This is a genomic window from Microbispora sp. NPDC049125, assembly GCF_040802045.1.
Lineage (GTDB): Bacteria > Actinomycetota > Actinomycetes > Streptosporangiales > Streptosporangiaceae > Microbispora.
This window is the reverse complement of sequence record NZ_JBEZDW010000025.1, coordinates 26,266-43,331: the sequence shown is the minus strand read 5'-3', so window position 1 is coordinate 43,331 and position 17,066 is coordinate 26,266. Positions and strand designations below refer to the sequence as shown.

At 71.1% G+C, this 17,066-nt stretch carries 17 protein-coding genes; 11 read left to right on the top strand and 6 right to left on the bottom strand.

Annotated elements, in window-relative coordinates; genetic code table 11:
- Positions 1-59: 59 nt before the first annotated feature.
- Together AB0B72_RS26145 and AB0B72_RS26140 are read right to left on the bottom strand one after the other, a co-directional pair.
- Positions 60-1,436 carry a hypothetical protein gene (locus tag AB0B72_RS26145; RefSeq protein ID WP_367741594.1) on the bottom strand — a complete coding sequence of 459 codons (1,377 nt, stop codon included), beginning with the start codon at positions 1,434-1,436 and terminating at the stop codon, positions 60-62.
- A gap of 187 nt (positions 1,437-1,623) precedes the next feature.
- Positions 1,624-2,808, bottom strand: coding sequence for an NADP-dependent malic enzyme (locus AB0B72_RS26140; RefSeq protein WP_367741593.1), 1,185 nt, complete (start codon positions 2,806-2,808; stop codon positions 1,624-1,626).
- 270 nt (positions 2,809-3,078) lie between these two features.
- On the opposite strand from AB0B72_RS26140, the gene AB0B72_RS26135 reads away from it, so the two are divergent.
- Positions 3,079-3,606 (top strand): CGNR zinc finger domain-containing protein, encoded by a 528-nt coding sequence (locus tag AB0B72_RS26135; protein WP_367741592.1) that lies wholly within the window; start codon positions 3,079-3,081, stop codon positions 3,604-3,606.
- 42 nt (positions 3,607-3,648) lie between these two features.
- Here AB0B72_RS26135 and AB0B72_RS26130 read toward each other — a convergent pair whose 3' ends face one another.
- The gene (locus AB0B72_RS26130) at positions 3,649-5,133 is read right to left on the bottom strand and encodes a cellulose binding domain-containing protein (protein ID WP_367741591.1); all 1,485 of its coding nucleotides are present in this window, start codon (positions 5,131-5,133) and stop codon (positions 3,649-3,651) included.
- Positions 5,134-5,377: 244 nt separating this feature from the next.
- Positions 5,378-5,701, bottom strand: coding sequence for a helix-turn-helix transcriptional regulator (locus tag AB0B72_RS26125; RefSeq protein WP_367741590.1), 324 nt, complete (start codon positions 5,699-5,701; stop codon positions 5,378-5,380).
- Between the two features lie 84 nt (positions 5,702-5,785).
- Here AB0B72_RS26125 and sodN point away from each other — a divergent pair, with 84 nt between their 5' ends.
- From sodN to AB0B72_RS26110, 3 genes are all read left to right on the top strand, one after another.
- Positions 5,786-6,187, top strand: a complete 402-nt coding sequence (sodN, locus tag AB0B72_RS26120) for a superoxide dismutase, Ni (protein WP_367741589.1) — start codon at positions 5,786-5,788, stop codon at positions 6,185-6,187.
- A gap of 292 nt (positions 6,188-6,479) precedes the next feature.
- Complete coding sequence (locus AB0B72_RS26115) at positions 6,480-6,905, top strand: ATP-binding protein (protein ID WP_367741587.1); 426 nt, start codon at positions 6,480-6,482, stop codon at positions 6,903-6,905.
- Between the two features lie 17 nt (positions 6,906-6,922).
- Positions 6,923-7,702 (top strand): RNA polymerase sigma factor SigF, encoded by a 780-nt coding sequence (locus tag AB0B72_RS26110; RefSeq protein WP_367741586.1) that lies wholly within the window; start codon positions 6,923-6,925, stop codon positions 7,700-7,702.
- Positions 7,703-7,709: 7 nt separating this feature from the next.
- Here the strand turns inward: AB0B72_RS26110 and AB0B72_RS26105 are convergent, their stop codons facing one another.
- Positions 7,710-8,120: a hypothetical protein gene (locus AB0B72_RS26105; protein ID WP_367741585.1), complete on the bottom strand. Its 411-nt coding sequence runs from the start codon at positions 8,118-8,120 to the stop codon at positions 7,710-7,712.
- A gap of 87 nt (positions 8,121-8,207) precedes the next feature.
- Between AB0B72_RS26105 and AB0B72_RS26100 the strand changes: the two genes are divergently transcribed.
- Together AB0B72_RS26100 and AB0B72_RS26095 are read left to right on the top strand one after the other, a co-directional pair.
- A complete protein-coding gene (locus AB0B72_RS26100) occupies positions 8,208-9,200 on the top strand; it encodes a diacylglycerol kinase family protein (protein WP_367741582.1) in 993 nt (330 codons plus the stop codon).
- Positions 9,201-9,485: 285 nt separating this feature from the next.
- Complete coding sequence (locus AB0B72_RS26095; protein ID WP_367741581.1) at positions 9,486-9,740, top strand: WhiB family transcriptional regulator; 255 nt, start codon at positions 9,486-9,488, stop codon at positions 9,738-9,740.
- A gap of 102 nt (positions 9,741-9,842) precedes the next feature.
- Here AB0B72_RS26095 and AB0B72_RS26090 read toward each other — a convergent pair whose 3' ends face one another.
- Positions 9,843-11,306 carry a histidine kinase N-terminal domain-containing protein gene (locus AB0B72_RS26090; RefSeq protein WP_367741580.1) on the bottom strand — a complete coding sequence of 488 codons (1,464 nt, stop codon included), beginning with the start codon at positions 11,304-11,306 and terminating at the stop codon, positions 9,843-9,845.
- Positions 11,307-11,395: 89 nt separating this feature from the next.
- On the opposite strand from AB0B72_RS26090, the gene AB0B72_RS26085 reads away from it, so the two are divergent.
- From AB0B72_RS26085 to AB0B72_RS26065, 5 genes are all read left to right on the top strand, one after another.
- Positions 11,396-12,547, top strand: coding sequence for an 8-amino-7-oxononanoate synthase (locus tag AB0B72_RS26085; RefSeq protein WP_367741579.1), 1,152 nt, complete (start codon positions 11,396-11,398; stop codon positions 12,545-12,547).
- Positions 12,544-13,272, top strand: coding sequence for a GntR family transcriptional regulator (locus AB0B72_RS26080; RefSeq protein ID WP_367741578.1), 729 nt, complete (start codon positions 12,544-12,546; stop codon positions 13,270-13,272). Before AB0B72_RS26085 ends, AB0B72_RS26080 begins: the two co-directional genes overlap by 4 nt.
- 105 nt (positions 13,273-13,377) lie before the next feature.
- Entirely contained in the window at positions 13,378-14,100 is a 723-nt protein-coding gene (gene bioD / locus AB0B72_RS26075; protein WP_367741576.1) for a dethiobiotin synthase, read from the top strand.
- Positions 14,101-14,120: 20 nt separating this feature from the next.
- A complete protein-coding gene (bioB, locus tag AB0B72_RS26070; protein ID WP_367741575.1) occupies positions 14,121-15,119 on the top strand; it encodes a biotin synthase BioB in 999 nt (332 codons plus the stop codon).
- Between the two features lie 271 nt (positions 15,120-15,390).
- Positions 15,391-17,037, top strand: coding sequence for an acetolactate synthase (locus tag AB0B72_RS26065; RefSeq protein WP_367741574.1), 1,647 nt, complete (start codon positions 15,391-15,393; stop codon positions 17,035-17,037).
- Positions 17,038-17,066: the final 29 nt, after the last annotated feature.

Below are 17,066 nucleotides of genomic sequence, written 5' to 3'. Positions count from 1 at the left end.
TGTGCGACTCCCGCGCCGGTCCCACTTTCCCGCGCGGACTGCCCGCGCGACGCGCCGGCTCAGACCCGGACCGGGTCGCGCGCCGTCACCGGCTCACCGGTGCGCTCCAGCAGCGCCGCCACCCCCGGCTGGGACGCGTACGGCTGGAACCGGCGGCTCATGTCCGCGACGTACGACCGGGTGCGCGCGGACTGGATCCCCTCGGCCAGGTCGAGGGCGGACGCGGCCGCCGAACACGCCTCCTCCAGCTCGCCCTGCTGGACGAGGGCGGAGGCGAGCAGCGAGAGGTTGAACATCTTCCCCCGGACGTAGCGGCCGTCCATGCGCAGTGACCGCCGCGCGTGCCCGACGGCCCTTTCGCCGTCCCCGAGGTCGCGCAGGCAGTGGGCGAACTTGGCGGCGAGGTAGGCCTCGTCGAAGTAGCCGATCCAGCCGGGCTCGTTCTGTGGCGCCCGCCGGTCGAAGGCCAGCTCGGCCTCGTGCAGGGAGACGCCGCACGAGGCCCGGTCCCCCAGCAGCGCGTGCGCGTGCGCCTCCAGCACACGCGCCTCCGCCATCAGGGAGAACACCCCTGAGCGTCTCGCCGCCACGATGGACGCGCGGGCGAGCTCCAGGCCGTGCCGGGCATGCCCGACGTAGACGGCCTGATGGCTCATGCCCGCGAGGATCTCACCGGCGAGACCGTGGTCGCCCGCGTTGCGCGCCAGCCCGAGCGCCTGGACGAGGTAGCGCTGGGCCAGGCCGTGCTGCTCCAGGTCGTAGGCCATCCAGCCGGCCAGCCGGGTCAGCTCCGCCGCGGCGGTGGCGAGCGAGCGCCCGGTGGCCTCGCTATAGGAGCCGTCACGCAGGAGCGGCGCCACCGCCGTGTGCAGGTACCGCACCACCGGGCCGCGGATGCTGCCGCCGCCGAACCGGTTGTCCAGCTCGCTGAACGAGCGGGTGACCTCGCGGATCGCGGCCACGTCGCAGACCCCGACGCGGCGCGGGCCGTCGGCGGAGAGCCCCTCGCCTGCGGGCGCCGTCAGCCAGCGGACGATCCCCGCCGAGCCCGCTCCCAGGGCGAAGGTGGAGTCGAGCAGGAATCTGCGCCGCTCGACGTCGGCCCTCCACAGTTCTGTCACGCTTGCCACACCCTCCTCCCACGAATGGGGGAACTCCTGTCCGAGGTCGGGAGGCACCTCCTCGCCCGGCATGCCGATGTCCTCCGCCGACACCTGCCGTCCGAGCCGCATCGAGAAGATCTCCGCGAGCAGGCCGGGAACCGGCTCGCGCGGGCGCCGGCCCGCGATCCAGCGCAGCACCGAGCCGTGGTCGTAGCTCATTCCCCGCAGCCCGCGCGCCGTCCCGAGGCCGTTGAGCCTGCGGGCCAGCCCCTTGCGGGACAGGCCCGCCTCGGTCAGGTGCTGCTGGAGCAGCCGGTTGGGATCCCGTCGCATCGCTCTCCTCACCATGGACAGGCATAGCCGATAGGTAACGGAGAGCTTTCTTTATAGCACGGACCGTGAACCCTTAAAGGGATTCCCAAACTTCCGGACACGGCGGACCTGAAAGAAAAGGGCCGTGACCGGCGCTGTCGCGCGGTCACGGCCCCCCGTGTCCGGTGATGTCAGGTCGCGTACGGCCTCACCTGCGAGCGACACCGTCCTCGCGGGCCTGCCGGGCGACGGCGGCGCTGACCGCCGGTGCCACCCGCGCGTCGAACGGCGAGGGAATCACGTAGGTCTCGCTGACGTCGTCGCCGACCACCGCCGCCAGCGCGGACGCGGCCGCCAGCTTCATGTTCTCCGTGATGGTCGTGGCCCGGACGTCCAGCGCGCCGCGGAAGACCCCGGGGAAGGCCAGCACGTTGTTGATCTGGTTGGGGTGGTCGGAGCGTCCGGTGGCCACCACGCGGGCGTACCGGGCCGCGACGGAGGGCTCGACCTCGGGCGTGGGGTTGGACAGGGCGAAGACCATGGCGCCGGGCGCCATCGAGGCGATCGCCGCCTCCGGCACGGTGGACCCGGACAGGCCGATGAACACGTCGGCGCCGGAGAGCGCCTGCTCGGTGGAGCCGGTCAGCCCCGACCTGTTGGTGTCGCGGGCCAGGGCCTCCTTGACGTCGTTCAGCCCGCCGCGCCCGGCGTACACGATGCCCTTGGAGTCGGAGACCGCGATGTCGCCGATCCCCGCGCCGAGCAGGATGCGGGTCACGGCGACGCCCGAGGCGCCGGCGCCGGCGACCACCGCCCGCAGGTCACCGAGGGACCGCCCGGCGAGGCGGGCCGCGTTCCGCAGCGCGGCGAGCACCACGATGGCCGTGCCGTGCTGGTCGTCGTGGAAGACGGGGATGTCCAGCCTCTCGCGCAGGCGGCGCTCCACCTCGAAGCAGCGCGGCGCGCTGATGTCCTCGAGGTTGATGCCGCCGAAGGAGGGCGCCAGCCGGACGACGGTCTCGACGATCGCGTCCACGTCGGTGCAGTCGAGGCAGATCGGCACGGCGTCGACCTTGCCGAACTCCTTGAACAGCAGGGCCTTGCCCTCCATCACCGGCATGGCGGCGCCGGGCCCGATGTCTCCGAGCCCGAGGACGGCGGTCCCGTCGGAGACCACTGCCACCACGTTGGAGACCCACGTGTAGTCGTTGATCAGTTCAGGTGTGTCGGCGATCGCGGTGCAGACCCGGGCGACACCCGGGGTGTACGCGAGCGACAGGTCGTCCGCGTCGCGTACGGGGATGGTGGATCGGACCTCCAGCTTCCCGCCGCGGTGCAGCGCGAACGCGGGATCGAGGTCAAGAGATGCCAAGGAGACAGATGAAACGGTCACAGCGACCCCAGTGTCGAAAGGACGAGTTCCTTCGGTAGACGCCGTCAAGAGCACGAGAGCCATGGCTTCGGTAGCCGCCGCAGGCCGTCGTCGTTGACGGTCGCTCTTGAGGGGGATACGGGGGTCACCCGTCTCCTGATTGTGCCACATGATGAGACGGCCGCCGCTGCCGATAAGCCACAGATCCTTCACCGTACGGTGTTCCCCGGGAACCATCCCCCATGTAATACTCGGCGTTACCATTGACCTCTTACGCATCTGGGCGTCCCCGTGGACCTGGAGTCATACGCCGAGCTCGCCGTTTCGCTGGTGAACATGGGCGAGGGGGTGCGCAGCATGGCCGCGCTTCGAGAGCTGCTCGAGGAGACCGGCCGCACCGAGGCCGCCACCCGGCTCACCCGGCGGGATCTCGACGCGCTGTGCGAGCTGCAGGAGGAGCTGACCGAGGTCTTCGACTCGGCGTCGGACGGCGACGAGACCGACGTCGTCGAGCGGCTCAACGGCCTCCTGGTCCGCCATCCCGTGTACCCGCAGATCTCCGGCCACGACGGTCAGCCCTGGCACCTCCACCTCACCGAGGGCGGCCGGGTGGCCGACACGCTGGCCGTGGGATCGGTGATGGGCCTGGCCGTCATCGTCACCCGGCTCGGCGTCGACCGGCTCGGCGTCTGCCAGGCCGTCCCCTGCCGCAACGCCTACCTCGACACCTCGACGAACCGGTCGCGCCGCTACTGCTCCGAGCGGTGCGCCAGCCGGGCCAACGTGGCCGCCTACCGCGCACGCAGACGCGGCGCCTGACCGCCCGGCCGGCGAGCACCGCGCTCGCGGATGAGGCTCTGATCACGCGACCGTGCACGCCCTGCCATTGAGCGCGAAGGCGGACGGCTTGGCGTTGGTGCCGGACTGGGCGGCGAGGAAGCCGAAGCCCGCCGTGCCGTCGGCCGGGATGGCGCCGTTCCAGCCGGCGTCGGTGACCGTCACCGCGCCGCCGCTCTGGGTGTAGGAGGCGTTCCACGCCTGGCTGATCCGCTGGCCGTCGGCGTACGTCCAGGTGAGAGTCCAGCCGTTGACCGCCGTGCTGCCGGTGTTGCGGATGGTCACGTCGGCCTGGAAACCGTCCTGCCACTGATTGGTGATCGTGTAGGTGACGGCGCAGGCCGCCGCGGCGGTCGGCGTGGGAGTCGGGGTAGGGGTCGGCGTCGGCGTCGGAGTCGGCGTGGGAGTCGGCGTGGGAGTCGGCGTGGGAGTCGGGGTAGGAGTCGGCGTCGGGGAGGGTGACGGCGTCCCGCCGAGCTTGGCGGAGATGATCGGGGCGAGACGGTCGGCGATCACCCGGTGGCCGTTGTCGTTGGGGTGCACGGAGTCGCTGAGGTCGGCGCTGGTCAGCCAGCCCTCGGTGTTGACGTAGTACACGTTGGCGTCGCCGCCGGCGTTCAGCGTCCTGACCGCGGCCTGGGTCTGCGCCGCGAACCTCTTGGTGAAGGTCTCCAGCGCGAAGACGGCCGCCGCCGGGTACTTCGACCGCACCGTCCGCAGCAGGTTGGTGTAGGAGGTCTGGAACGTCGTGGTGCTCACGCCGTGGCCGACGTCGTTCGTGCCGAGGTTGATCACCACCGCGTCGGCCTGGTAGCGGGAGAAGTTCCAGTCCGGGGTGGCCGCGTTGGGGTTGAGCTTGGCGAACTGCTTCTCCAGGCCGACACACCCGTCCGCCGTGGCGACCAGGCAGGCGCCGCCCTGGGCGATCTGCGTGTGCCGTACGCCCAGCCGCTCGCCGATCAGCCAGCCGTACGCGGTCAGCGCGTTCTTCGACGACGTGGTGCCCACGGTGATCGAGTCGCCGACGAACTCGACGAGTTTGGAGGGCACCGCCGCCGGAAGCGTCCTCGCGCCCGGGTCGAGGACGAGGCCCTGGAAGACCGCGTCGCCGTGGTAGGAGCCCGCGACGACCCGGTACGAGACGCGCAGCGTGTGATTACCCGCCCGCAGCGGCGTCGTGGTCAGGTTGACCGTGCCGCTGACGTTGGTGCGGTAGACGTCCGGCCCGCCGTCGATGCTGTAGTACAGATCGATGGTGTTGCGCTGCTTGAGCTTCACCGTCGTCCCGGTGAAACCGGTGGTGAAGTACGCGCCGGCCCAGTAGGGCACGTACGCGGCGGGGTCGGTGGTGCTCCACCGGCCGGTGAAGGAGATGTCGGGGTCGGCCGGCGAGCCGTCGCCGGCCGCGGCCCGGGCCCCGGGCGACACCGCGATCAAGGCCGCGCCGAGCGCCGCCGCCAGCGCGGCGAGGACCGAGGAGCGAAGAGCCCCTCTCTTCCCGTACGACATGAACAGTCCTCTGCTCAGGGGTTGGGACACCTGCGTGCTCCCATGCCGTGGTCTTCCCGCCTTTCACCGGCGGGCGGAGCCGGCCCCCCGGCTGCCCGCCGCCGTAAGCGTCAGCGGCGCCGATCGATGGAGTCAAGCTTTCCCGGGGGCCCGGCCGCCGCACGCCCGCTCACAGGCCGATGACCACCGGACGTGCTGAACCTTTCACCCTGACCAGCGGAGACGTACGATCACCCCCGGCCGGTCAGGAGGCGCGATCCGGGGCGGGAGGGAACCGGAACGAGACCCGGGGCCAGTAGCGGAGGACCACCCGGCCGACGATGTCGGTCTCGGGAACGGCGCCGAAATCCCAGCTGTCCTGCCGCCCGGGGGCCGACTGGTTGTCGCTCTCCAGCCACCAGCCCTCCGCCGAGGGCCGGAAGGCACGCTTGACGATCAGGCCGTGCGGGCGCCGCGCCACCACCAGGTCGCCGGGCCGGACGATCGCGTTCCGCCGTACGAGCAGCCAGTCGCCGGGACGGAGGACCGGCAGCATCGAGTCGCCCGACACGGACACGGACGTGAGCACATCCCCCTCCACGTATAGGTATCGCAGGCGAGTAAGGTCGGTCCTGGACCTTGCTGTAACCAGCATTCCTAAGGAAGGATTCCGATGCTCGCACGACTGCTGCGACCCCGGCACGAGGCGTCCGCCCACTGCGACCTCCCGTGCGGGATCTACGACCCGGCACAGGCCCGCATCGAGGCCGAGTCCGTCAAGGCGATCATGAAGAAGTACGCCGACAACGAGGACCCGGTCTTCCGGACCCGGGCGCTCATCATCAAGGAGCAGCGGGCCGAGCTGGTCAAGCACCACCTGTGGGTGCTGTGGACCGACTACTTCAAGCCGCCGCACCTGGAGCAGTACCCCCAGCTTCACCAGCTCTTCTGGGACGCCACCAAGCTCGCCGGCGCCGCCGGGGCCAAGGGCACGATCGACCCCTCGCAGGCCGACGAGCTCCTCGCGAAGATCGACGAGATCTCCAAGATCTTCTGGGAGACCAAGGCCGCCTGAGCCTCCCGATCCGGCCCCGCACGGTCTGTGGACCGCGCGGGGCCGGATCGTTTCGGGAGTTCTCCCGCTCTCCCCGGGAGGCGCTCCGCGCCCCCCGCGGGAAGGGTGGAAGATAGGAGAGAGGACGCCTGCGAGCGGCCTTTCCGGACGGCCGGGCAATGGGGGTGGAATTTACGTGGAGTTACCCCCAAGGATCACCACAATCGGCGCGTCCGGGCGGAGCAACGGGGGGCGACTGGCGGTAGGTTGCAGTCAGCGGCACTCAGCCGGCTCGTAAGGGGCGAGGAGGAACGTGACCGAGGAAACCGAGACGCCTGCGGTGGATCTGACCGGGATTCGTGATGCTGTAAGTGTCCGGCTGCCCGCCGTGAGCGCCTATCTCTCCGTGCTGCGGACGGCGACCGCGGGGCTCGCCGCGCGGCTCGACTTCACCCTCGACCAGATCGAGGATCTCCGGATCGCGGTGGACGAGGCGTGCGCCATGCTCCTGCGGCACGCGGTGCCCGGCACCGACCTTCTCGCGGAGTTCGAGCTGACCGGCCAGGAGATGACGATCCGCGTCGAGGTCAGCACGCTGGGCGTCACCGCTCCCAACCGGGAGGACTTCGCCTGGATGGTGCTGACGGCACTGGCGGACGACGTGGACGCCCTGTCCGATCACGCCGATCACATGGCCATCGTGCTGCGCAAGCGGCGAAGCACCGCGAGGCCGGCGTGACCGAGAGGACGAGTGCCATGGCCTCCGGCGACTCCGCGGTGCCCGACCGCGTGCGGGCACGCACGCTCTTCGGGGAGCTCGCGGAGCTGCCGGCAGACGACCCGCGGCGTCAGCGCATCCGCGACGAGCTGGTCGAGCTCCATCTCCCGCTGGTGGAGTACCTCGCGCGGCGGTTCCGCAACCGCGGCGAGTGGCTCGACGACCTCACGCAGGTGGCCACCATCGGGCTGATCAAGTCCATCGACCGGTTCGACCTCGGGCGCGGCGTGGAGTTCTCCACGTACGCCACCCCGACCATCGTCGGCGAGATCAAGCGGCACTTCCGCGACAAGGGCTGGGCCGTCCGCGTGCCGCGCCGGCTGCAGGAGCTCAAGCTCTCGCTCACCAAGGCGATCAGCGAGCTGTCGCAGCGGGAGAGCCGCGCTCCCACGGTCGCGGAGCTCGCCGTCCACCTGGGCATGACCGAGGAGGAGGTGCTGGAGGGCCTGGAGTCGGCGAACGCCTACTCGACCGTCTCCCTCGACGCCCCCGACTCGGGTGACGACGACGCGCCCGCGGTCTCCGACTCGCTCGGCATCGTGGACGAGTCCCTCGAAGGCGTCGAGTACCGGGAGTCGCTCAAACCGCTGCTGGAGCGCCTGCCTCCGCGCGAGAAGCGGATCCTGCTGCTGCGCTTCTTCGGCAACATGACGCAGTCGCAGATCGCGACCGAGCTGGGGATCTCCCAGATGCATGTGTCCCGGCTGCTGGCCCGCACGCTCGCCCAGCTCCGCGAGGGCCTCACCGCCGAGGACTGAGAGCAGGTCAGCGGCGTCCGGGTGAGTCGTCCTCACCCATGAGGGCCTTGGTGGACGGCGGAGCGAGCAGGGCCACCAGCGCGACGGCCGCCGCCGCGACGACAGGCACACCGTAGCCGTACTGCCCGGCCTGGATCAGCGTGATCGCCACCGGAATCGCGAAGATCTGCGTCACCACGGCCGGGCCCCGGCTCCATCGCAGGACCCGCCACAGGCCCCAGGCCACCCAGAGCAGGGCGGCGCCTGCGAGCACGGCGAATCCGGCCTCGGCGAGCGCGGTCACCAGGTCGGCGGCCTGGTCGACCATCGTCTGCACGACGGCGTAGCCGCCCAGGGCGACGGCGAGCAGGCCCTCGACGGCCACGACGGCCGCGGCCACCGTCAGCGTGGCCGGCCGGCCGGCGGAAGTGCTGATCACACCGCCACACCCTACTCGCAGCGAACCTCGCCCCCGAGCGCAGGCGTCGCCCGGCGGGAGCGGTAAAGGGTTCGTTAACCTTCAGGCATGCGGGCTCTCCTCCTCGTCAACCCGAAGGCCACCACGACGCACGATCGGACGCGCGACGTGCTGATCCGGGCCCTGAGCGCCGCCGTGGACCTGTCCGTCGAGGAGACCGCCTACCGCGGGCACGCGTCCGTGCTCGCCGCCACCGCCCACGCCAAGGGATTCGACGCGGTGGCGGTCCTCGGCGGCGACGGGACGATCAACGAGACCGTGAACGGCCTGCTCGACGCGGAGCCCGACCGGCCGGCGGCCGAGCGGCCCGCGCTGATCGTGATCCCCGGGGGCAGCGCGAACGTCTTCGCCCGGGCCCTCGGCCTGCCCAACAACTCCGTCGAGGCGACGGGCGCCGTCCTGGAGGCGCTGCGCGAGGGTCGGCGCCGGACGATCGGACTGGGCCAGGCGATCTGGCACGACGAGGTTTCAGGCCCCGATATGGGGGCACAGGCCGACTTCGACCATCAAAGGTCTCGATATTTCACATTTTGCGCTGGCCTCGGATACGACGCGGAAGTCGTCCGGGCCGTGGAGGGCCTGCGGAGCGCGGGGTACCGCGCGCTGCCGACCCTGTACGTCATGACGGCGGTGCGGCACTTCTTCATGACCGACCGCCGCCGCCCCGCCATCCGCCTGAGGCGTCCGCACCGGCCAGACGAAGAAGGGATCTTCATGGCGATCGTGTCCAACACGGCGCCGTGGACGTACGTCGGGGCGCGTCCGGTCAACCCGACCCCCTGGGCCGGCTTCGGCACGGGGATCGACCTGCTCGGACTGCGGAAGATGAACCTCGCGACAATCTTGGCCCTTGTACGGCAGATGCTCGGGGAGCGCCGTGGACTGCCGAAGGGGAGACACCTCGTCCAGCTGCATGACGAGGCTGATTTCACCCTGGAGGCCGCGCGGCCGGTCGCCTTCCAGCTCGACGGCGACTACCTGGGTGAACATGAATGGATTGTTTTCCGCTCTATCCCCGACGCATTACAAGTCCTGGTCTAGGTTGTTACATGTAGTCATAGTGTGACGTATCCGACAGCCAGGACGGGCAAAACCTTGTCCCAAACCTCTTGTGTGCTGTTGGTACGGCTGAAAAGCTGACTACGACGTCGGAACGTAGGACCTTTACGGAGGCCAACACCGCCGTACGGATACCCCGACGATCACTTGGACAGCCCGGTCCCCACACCATGGAGCCGGGCAAGCCTTCGCAGTAGCTAGTGAAAGACTTCACAAAGTTTACGCCGCGGAGCCGCCGAGGCTCCACTTTACGAAGGAGTGGAACGCATGGACTGGCGCCACCGCGCTGCCTGCCGTGACGTGGACCCCGAGCTGTTCTTCCCGATCGGGAACACTGGTCCGGCACTGATGCAGATCGAAGAGGCCAAGCAGGTCTGCCGCCGGTGCACGGTGGCCGACTCGTGCCTCAAGTGGGCCCTTGAGTCCGGTCAGGACGCGGGCGTCTGGGGCGGGCTCAGCGAGGACGAACGCCGCGCACTCAAGCGCCGCACCGCTCGTGCCCGTGCCCGTGCGGGTGTCTGAACCCCGCGTGAACCCCCCATCTCTGGCACCGACCCCCATTTCACCGAACCGGTGAATGCCGGATATAAACGGCATTCACCGAAATGCCCGGGGATGCCGGAGCTACGTCTGAGCCACGGGGATGCTGACGCTGACCTCGGTGCCCCCACCTTCTCTCCCGGAGACCTTCAGCCTTCCTGACAGCTCGCCCTCCACCAGCGTGCGGACGATCTGCAGTCCAAGGCTACCGGTCGCCTCCAGATCGAATCCGGGGGGCAGCCCCTTGCCGTCGTCCGCCACGACGACCGCCAGCCGGTCCGTGTCGCGCGACACGAGGACCTGCACGTTGCCCGAGCTGTGCGAGAAGCCGTGCTCCACGGCGTTCTGCAGGAGTTCGGTGAGCACCATCGCGATGGGGGTGGCCACCGCGGCGGGAAGCACTCCGAAGCTGCCGATCCGTTTCGGCATGACGTGGGCCACCGACACCTCGGCGGTCATCGCGATGACACGGTCCGCGATGTCGTCGAACTGCACCATCTCCTCCGGCATCTGGGCCAGGATCTCGTGGACGATCGCGATGGAGCCGACTCGCCGGACCGCCTCGCTGAGCGCCTCCTGCCCCTCCGGGTTGTTCAGCCGCCGAGCCTGGAGCCGCAGCAGCGCGGCCACGGTCTGCAGATTGTTCTTGACCCGGTGATGGATCTCCCTGATCGTCGCGTCCTTGGTCAGCAGCTCACGCTCCCGGCGCCGCAGCTCGGTGACGTCGCGGATGAGCACCAGGGCGCCGATCCGCCCGCCGCCGACGATCAGCGGGATCGCCCGCAGCTGCACGACCGTCCCGCCGTTCTCCACCTCGGTCTCGCGCGGCGCCCGGCCGCTGGCGACCAGCATCAGATCCTCGTTGATCGGCTCGTCCGAGTAGCACAGGTCGGCGGTCGTCGTGCCGAGATCGGCCCCCACCAGGTCGGCGTGCAGCCCCAGCCTCCGGTACGCCGACAGGGCGTTCGGGGAGGCGTAGGTGACCCGGCCGGCCTTGTCGAGCCGCAGCAGCCCGTCACCCACCCGGGGTGACCGTACGAGTATCGGCTCCGCCTCGGGGAACGGGAACCGGCCCTCGGCCACCATCTGGGCGAGGTCGGAGGCGCTCTGCAGGTAGGTCAGCTCCAGCCGGGACGGCGTGCGGGCCGACGACAGGTTGGTGGAGCGCTGGATCACCCCGATGAAATGGCCGCCCATGCCGCGCCGTACCGGGATGGTCTCCTCCCGCACCGGCACCCCGCTGGACCAGTCGGGGTCGCCCTCACGGCAGATGCGGTGCTCCGTCCACGCGATGTCGATCAACGGCCGGTCCCGCCGGGCGACGACCATGCCGACGACGTCGTCGTGGTACACCGTGGGGCCGGTCGTCGGGCGCATCTGCGCCACCGCCACCCATCCGGTGCCGCCCTGGTCGGGGACCCAGAGGATCAGGTCGGCGAACGACAGGTCCGCGAGGAGCTGCCAGTCGGAGACCAGGGAGTGGATCCAGTCGAGGTCCGCGGAGTCGAGCGCGGTGTGACGTGACACCAGGTCGCTGAGAGTCGGCACGTGAGCATGATGCGCCGCGGGCCGCCTCTAACGCGAATCGACCTTTCCCCACGCCGAATTCGCCGTGTCCACCTGGCAAGATGCACTCCATGACAGGGCCGATCGACAGATTGCGCGCGGCTGCCGCCGAGCGGGAGGCGGCCGGCCTCCGGCGGGCGCTGCGCCCGCGCTCCCCCGACCATGACGGCCTGCTCGACCTGGCGTCCAACGACTACCTGGGGCTTTCCAGGGACGAGCGGCTGATCGAGGCCGCGGTGCGGGCCACCAGGGAATGGGGCACGGGGTCCACCGGGTCACGCCTGGTGACCGGGACGACCCGGCTCCACACGGAGCTGGAGGAGCGGCTCGCCGCCTTCACCGGCGCCGCCGGCGCGCTGGTGTTCTCCTCCGGCTACCTGGCCAACCTCGCCGCGGTCGCCGCGCTGGGCAGGGGCGGCCTGGTGGTGTCCGACGCCGGCAACCACGCCTCCATCGTCGACGCCTGCCGCCTGTCGCGCTCGCGTGTCGTCGTGACGCCCCACCGGGACGCCGAGGCGGTCGCCAAGGTCCTCGCCGAGCGGAGCGAGGAGCAGGCCCTCGTGGTCACCGACGCGGTGTTCTCCGTCGACGGCGACCTCGCGCCGCTGCGCGAGCTGCACGAGGCGGCCGTACGGCACGGCGCTCTGCTCGTGGTCGACGAGGCGCACGCGCTGGGCGTCGTCGGCGATCAGGGCAGGGGCGCGGTCCACGCGGCGGGGCTCGCGGGGCATCCCGGCGTTGTGAGAACCGTCACGCTGTCCAAGTCGCTCGGCACCCAGGGCGGCGCGGTGCTGGGCGCGCCCGAGGTGGTCGGCGCCTTGGTCGACACCGGCAGGTCGTTCATCTTCGACACCGGGCTCGCCCCCGGCTCGGCCGCCGCCGCGCTGGCCGCGGTCGAGATCCTGGAAACCACCTCTGACCTGCCCCGACGCGCTCGGTCCAACGCGGCGGCGCTGGCCGCCATGGTGGGAGAGCTCGGCTTCGAGCCGCCCGCCCCGGCGGCGGCCGTGGTGCCGGTCGTGCTCGGCCCGCCCCGGCTCGCGCTGGACGCCGCGGCCGTGTGTGCGGAGCACGGGGTGCGCGTGGGATGCTTCCGCCCACCCTCGGTGCCGCCCGGGCGGTCCTGCCTCAGGTTGACCGCGCGGGCCGATCTGAGGTCGGATGATCTCGCGGTGGTCAGGGGCGCGCTCACCGCCGTGGCCGAGTTGAAGGTGGACAGGTGACGGACCGCAGCGACGACCCACTCCGGGTTCCGAAGTACTACGACGTGAAGCGGAGCCTGCTCGAGCTCACCAAGAGCCTGCCGGCCGGCAGCGCGCTGCCGCCCGAGCGGACGCTCGCGGTGCGCTTCGAGACCTCCAGGACGACCGTCCGGCAGGCGCTGTCCGAGCTCGTCGTCGAGGGCCGGCTGCTGCGGATCCAGGGCAAGGGCACGTTCGTGGCCCAGCCCAAGGTCGCCCAGGTGCTCCAGCTCACCTCGTACACCGGGGACCTGCGCACGGTCGGCCTTGAGCCGGACACCAAGATCCTGGACATCAGCTACATCACGGCCGACGAGACCCTGGGACGCCGGCTGGCCGTCAACCCCGGCGGGCGCGTTCTGCGGATCCACCGCCTCCGCCTGGCCAACGGCGAACCCATGTCGATCGACACCACCCATCTGTCGGCCCGCCGCTTCCCCCGCCTCAAACGCGAGATGGAGGTCCACGCCTCGCTCTACGAGACGCTGCACAACGCGTACAACGTGCGGCTGACCGACGCCGAGGAGGTCATAGAGACCGTGCTCGCCACGCCGTACGACGCGCAGGTCCTCGGCGTCGACGTCGGGCTGCCCATGCTGCTGCTGACCCGCCACGCCTTCGACGCCGACGGCAACCCCGTCGAGTACGCCCAGTCGCTCTACCGGGGCGACCGCTACAAGTTCGTCACCCGCCTGCGCAGGCCCTGACCGTACGGCTCTCGCACCCCGGCGCCGCCCGCCGCACCACGACGCCGCCGCCCCGGCGCTCCCCTCCGCGCCTCCCCCGCGCCGCCACGCCCTACGCTGCTGGGGATGAGCATTCTCGTGGTGACCGGGACCGACACCGGTGTCGGAAAGACCGTCGTGACGGCCGCACTGGCCGCACTGGCCCGGGAGCGCGGGGCGGCGGTCGCGGTGGTGAAGCCCGCGCAGACCGGAGTCGCGGCCGGCGAGCCCGGCGACCTCGACGACGTGATCCGGCTGTCGGGGGTGACGACGACCTTCGAGCCGGCCCGCTATCCCGACCCGCTCTCACCGGCCGCCGCCGCCCGGACGTCCGGGCTGCCGCCGCTGTCGCTCGACTCGGCCGCCGCGCGGATCCGCGAGGTGGCCGCCTCCCACCGGCTGGTCGTCGTCGAGGGGGCGGGCGGCCTGCTGGTCCGCTACGACGAGGACGGCGGCACGATCGCGGACCTGGCGCGGAGCCTGGGCGCCCCCCTCCTCGTGGTGGTGCGTGCGGGCCTCGGGACGCTCAATCACACGGCGCTGACGCTGGAGGCGATGGCGGGGCGGGGGCTCGACCTCGCCGGCGTGGTGATCGGGTCGTGGCCGGCCGAGCCGGGCCTGGCCGAGCGCAGCAACGTCGCGGACCTGGAGATGCTGGCCGCCCGGCCGCTTTCCGGAGCGCTTCCCGAAGGCGCGGGCAGCCTCGGCCGCGTCGCCTTCGCCAGGGTGGCGCGGGCCTGTCTCGCCCCGGCCCTGGGTGGAGTGTTCGATCCTGCCGGATTCCGCTCGGCCTTTAAGCTTCCGTTGTGACCGAGACCCCGGAGCGTCCAGTGACAACAGACATCGTGGAGATCGCCCGCGTCCAGGTTCTGGACGAGGGCAGAGGCCTCGACGCCGCTCAGGCCCTGGAATGCCTGACGCTGCCCGACGACCGCCTGCCGGAGCTGCTCGCCCTCGCACATGAGGTCCGGATGAAGTGGTGCGGCCCCGAAGTCGAGGTGGAGGGCATCGTCTCCCTCAAGACCGGCGGCTGCCCGGAGGACTGCCACTTCTGCTCCCAGTCCGGCCAGTTCTCCTCCCCCGTCCGAGCCGCCTGGCTGGACATCCCGTCGCTGGTGCGGGCGGCGGTGGAGACGGCCACGACCGGTGCCACCGAGTTCTGCATCGTCGCGGCCGTACGCGGGCCCGACCGGCGGCTGATGGACCAGGTGCGCGAGGGTGTGAAGGCCATCCGCGAGGCCGTCGACATCAACGTGGCGTGCTCGCTGGGCATGCTGACCCAGGCCCAGGTGGACGAGCTGGCGGAGATGGGCGTCCACCGCTACAACCACAACCTGGAGACCGCCCGTTCGCACTTCTCCCACGTCGTGACGACGCACAGCTGGGAGGAGCGCTGGGACACCTGCCAGATGGTGCGCGCGGCCGGGATGGAGCTGTGCTGCGGCGGCATCATCGGCATGGGCGAGACGCTGGAGCAGCGCGCCGAGTTCGCCGCGCAGCTCGGCGAGCTGGAGCCGGACGAGGTCCCGCTCAACTTCCTCAACCCCCGGCCCGGCACGCCGTTCGCCGGCTATCCGCTGCTGGAGGGGGCGGAGGCGCTGAAGACGATCGCCACGTTCCGCCTGGCCCTGCCGCGCACGATCCTGCGGTACGCCGGAGGGCGTGAGCTCACCCTCGGCGACCTCGGCACGAGGGAGGGCATGCTCGGCGGCATCAACGCGATCATCGTGGGCAACTACCTGACCACGCTGGGCCGGGCCCCGGAACAGGACCTCGAACTGCTCACCGACCTCCGTATGCCGATCAAGGCCCTCTCCCAGACCCTCTGACCCGGCGCGACGCCCCTCTCACTCAGCGCGACGCCTCACGAAGGCACACGGCGCCGGCTCCGGCCGCGACCCGGCGCCGCTGTGCTTGCCGCTGTGCCCGCCGCCGAGCCCGCCGCCGAGCCCGCCGCTGTGCCCGCCTCCGGGCTCGGCGTACGGCCCGTACGCTGGCCTGATCTGCCGCCGGGAGTGTTACAGGCCGGATTTGAGGGCAGGTTCTGCCGGACCAACAGCTCTTCTGTCCGGCTAAGTGACTGACTGGTAGGTTCCCGGCATGGAGTCCCCCAAGCACGCTGGCGACATAGCGGTCGCCGTTTCCCAGGCCTACGGCGTCGACACGATGTTCACCCTTTCCGGCGGGCACGTCTTCCCGCTGTACGACGGGGCCGTCCATCAGAGCATGCGCATCCTCGACGTGCGCCACGAGCAGAGCGCGGTCTTCGCCGCCGAGGCGACCGCCCGGCTGACGCGTAAACCCGGCCTCGCGGTGCTGACGGCGGGCCCCGGCATCACCAACGGCGTCTCCGGGATCGCGACGGCGCACTTCAACGGCTCCCCGCTCGTCGTCCTCGGCGGGCGTGCGCCGCGCTCTCGATGGGGCTCGGGGGCGCTCCAGGAGATGGACCATCCGCCGCTGCTCGAACCGATCACCAAACTCGCCTTCACCGGCTCGGGAGCCGACTCCATCGGGCAGGACGTCGAGATGGCCTTCCGGACGGCCCTGGCCCCCCATCGGGGCCCGGTCTTCCTCGACGTCTACATGGACGACCTTTTCGGCGCGTCGGAGGAGTACGAGTCGGAGACGCTGGCGCCGTCCCCGTTCGAGCCCGACCCTGACGCGCTGGCCGCGATCGCGGCGCTGATCGCGCAGGCCGAGCGGCCGCTGCTGGTGCTGGGCTCCGACGTCTGGATGGAGCGCGCCGAGGAGTCCGCCCGCGACTTCATCGAGGAGTGGCGCCTGCCCGTCATCCCGAACGGCCAGGGCCGCGGCATCCTCCCTGCGGGGCACGAACTGCTGGTCAGCCGGGCCAGGGGTGTCGCGTTCGGCCAGGCCGACCTCGTCATCGTGGTCGGCACGCCGCTGGACTTCCGGCTCGGCTACGGCTGGTTCGGCGCAAAGGACGGCGCGCCGCTCGCCAAGGTCGTGCACATCGTGGATGCCCCGTCGCAGCTCGCGACGCACACCGGCCTCGCCCAGTCGGCGGCCGGCGACCTGTCCCTCATCTTCTGGGGGCTGAACGCGGCGTGCACGACGGCGGGCGTGAACCCCAAGGCGTACGCCTCGTGGACGGCGACCCTCGCCGAGGAGGCGGCGGCGGCGGTCGCGGCGGACGCCCCGCTGCTTGAGGCGGCCTCCGACCCGATCCACCCGATGCGGATCTACGGCGAGCTCGGCCGGCTCCTGGCCGACGACGCGGTCGTCATCGGCGACGGGGGCGACTTCGTGTCCTACGCCGGCAAGTACGTCGAGGCGCGCAGGCCGGGCAACTGGCTCGACCCCGGGCCGTACGGCTGCCTCGGCACCGGGCTCGGCTACTCCATCGCCGCCCGGCTCGCCCGGCCGTCGTCGCAGGTCGTGCTCCTGCTCGGGGACGGCGCCGCGGGCTTCTCGCTGATGGACGTCGACACCCTGGTGAGGCACCGGCTGCCGGTCGTCATGGTCTGCGGCAACAACGGCATGTGGGGCCTGGAGAAGCACCCCATGCAGATGCTGTACGGCTACGACGTGGCCGCCGACCTTCAGCCGCAGTGCCGGTACGACCAGGTCGTCACCGCACTCGGCGGAGGCGGCGAGCTGGTCACCTCGCCGGACGAGATCGGCCCGGCGCTGCGGCGGGCGTTCGACTCCGGCGTGCCGTACATGGTGAACATCGCGACCGACCCGCAGGTGGCCTACCCCCGCAACACCTCAGGCGTGTGACGACGCCGGAGCCCCGCACGCGGGGCTCC

Coding starts and splice junctions, on each gene's coding strand:
- AB0B72_RS26100 (WP_367741582.1), top strand. CDS start 8,208: ATGCGGGCTCTCCTCCTCGTCAACCCGAAGGCCACCACGACGCACGAT.
- AB0B72_RS26110 (WP_367741586.1), top strand. CDS start 6,923: ATGGCCTCCGGCGACTCCGCGGTGCCCGACCGCGTGCGGGCACGCACG.
- AB0B72_RS26145 (WP_367741594.1), bottom strand. CDS start 1,436: ATGCGACGGGATCCCAACCGGCTGCTCCAGCAGCACCTGACCGAGGCG.
- AB0B72_RS26130 (WP_367741591.1), bottom strand. CDS start 5,133: ATGTCGTACGGGAAGAGAGGGGCTCTTCGCTCCTCGGTCCTCGCCGCG.
- AB0B72_RS26085 (WP_367741579.1), top strand. CDS start 11,396: ATGACAGGGCCGATCGACAGATTGCGCGCGGCTGCCGCCGAGCGGGAG.
- AB0B72_RS26065 (WP_367741574.1), top strand. CDS start 15,391: ATGGAGTCCCCCAAGCACGCTGGCGACATAGCGGTCGCCGTTTCCCAG.
- AB0B72_RS26095 (WP_367741581.1), top strand. CDS start 9,486: ATGGACTGGCGCCACCGCGCTGCCTGCCGTGACGTGGACCCCGAGCTG.
- sodN (WP_367741589.1), top strand. CDS start 5,786: ATGCTCGCACGACTGCTGCGACCCCGGCACGAGGCGTCCGCCCACTGC.
- bioD (WP_367741576.1), top strand. CDS start 13,378: ATGAGCATTCTCGTGGTGACCGGGACCGACACCGGTGTCGGAAAGACC.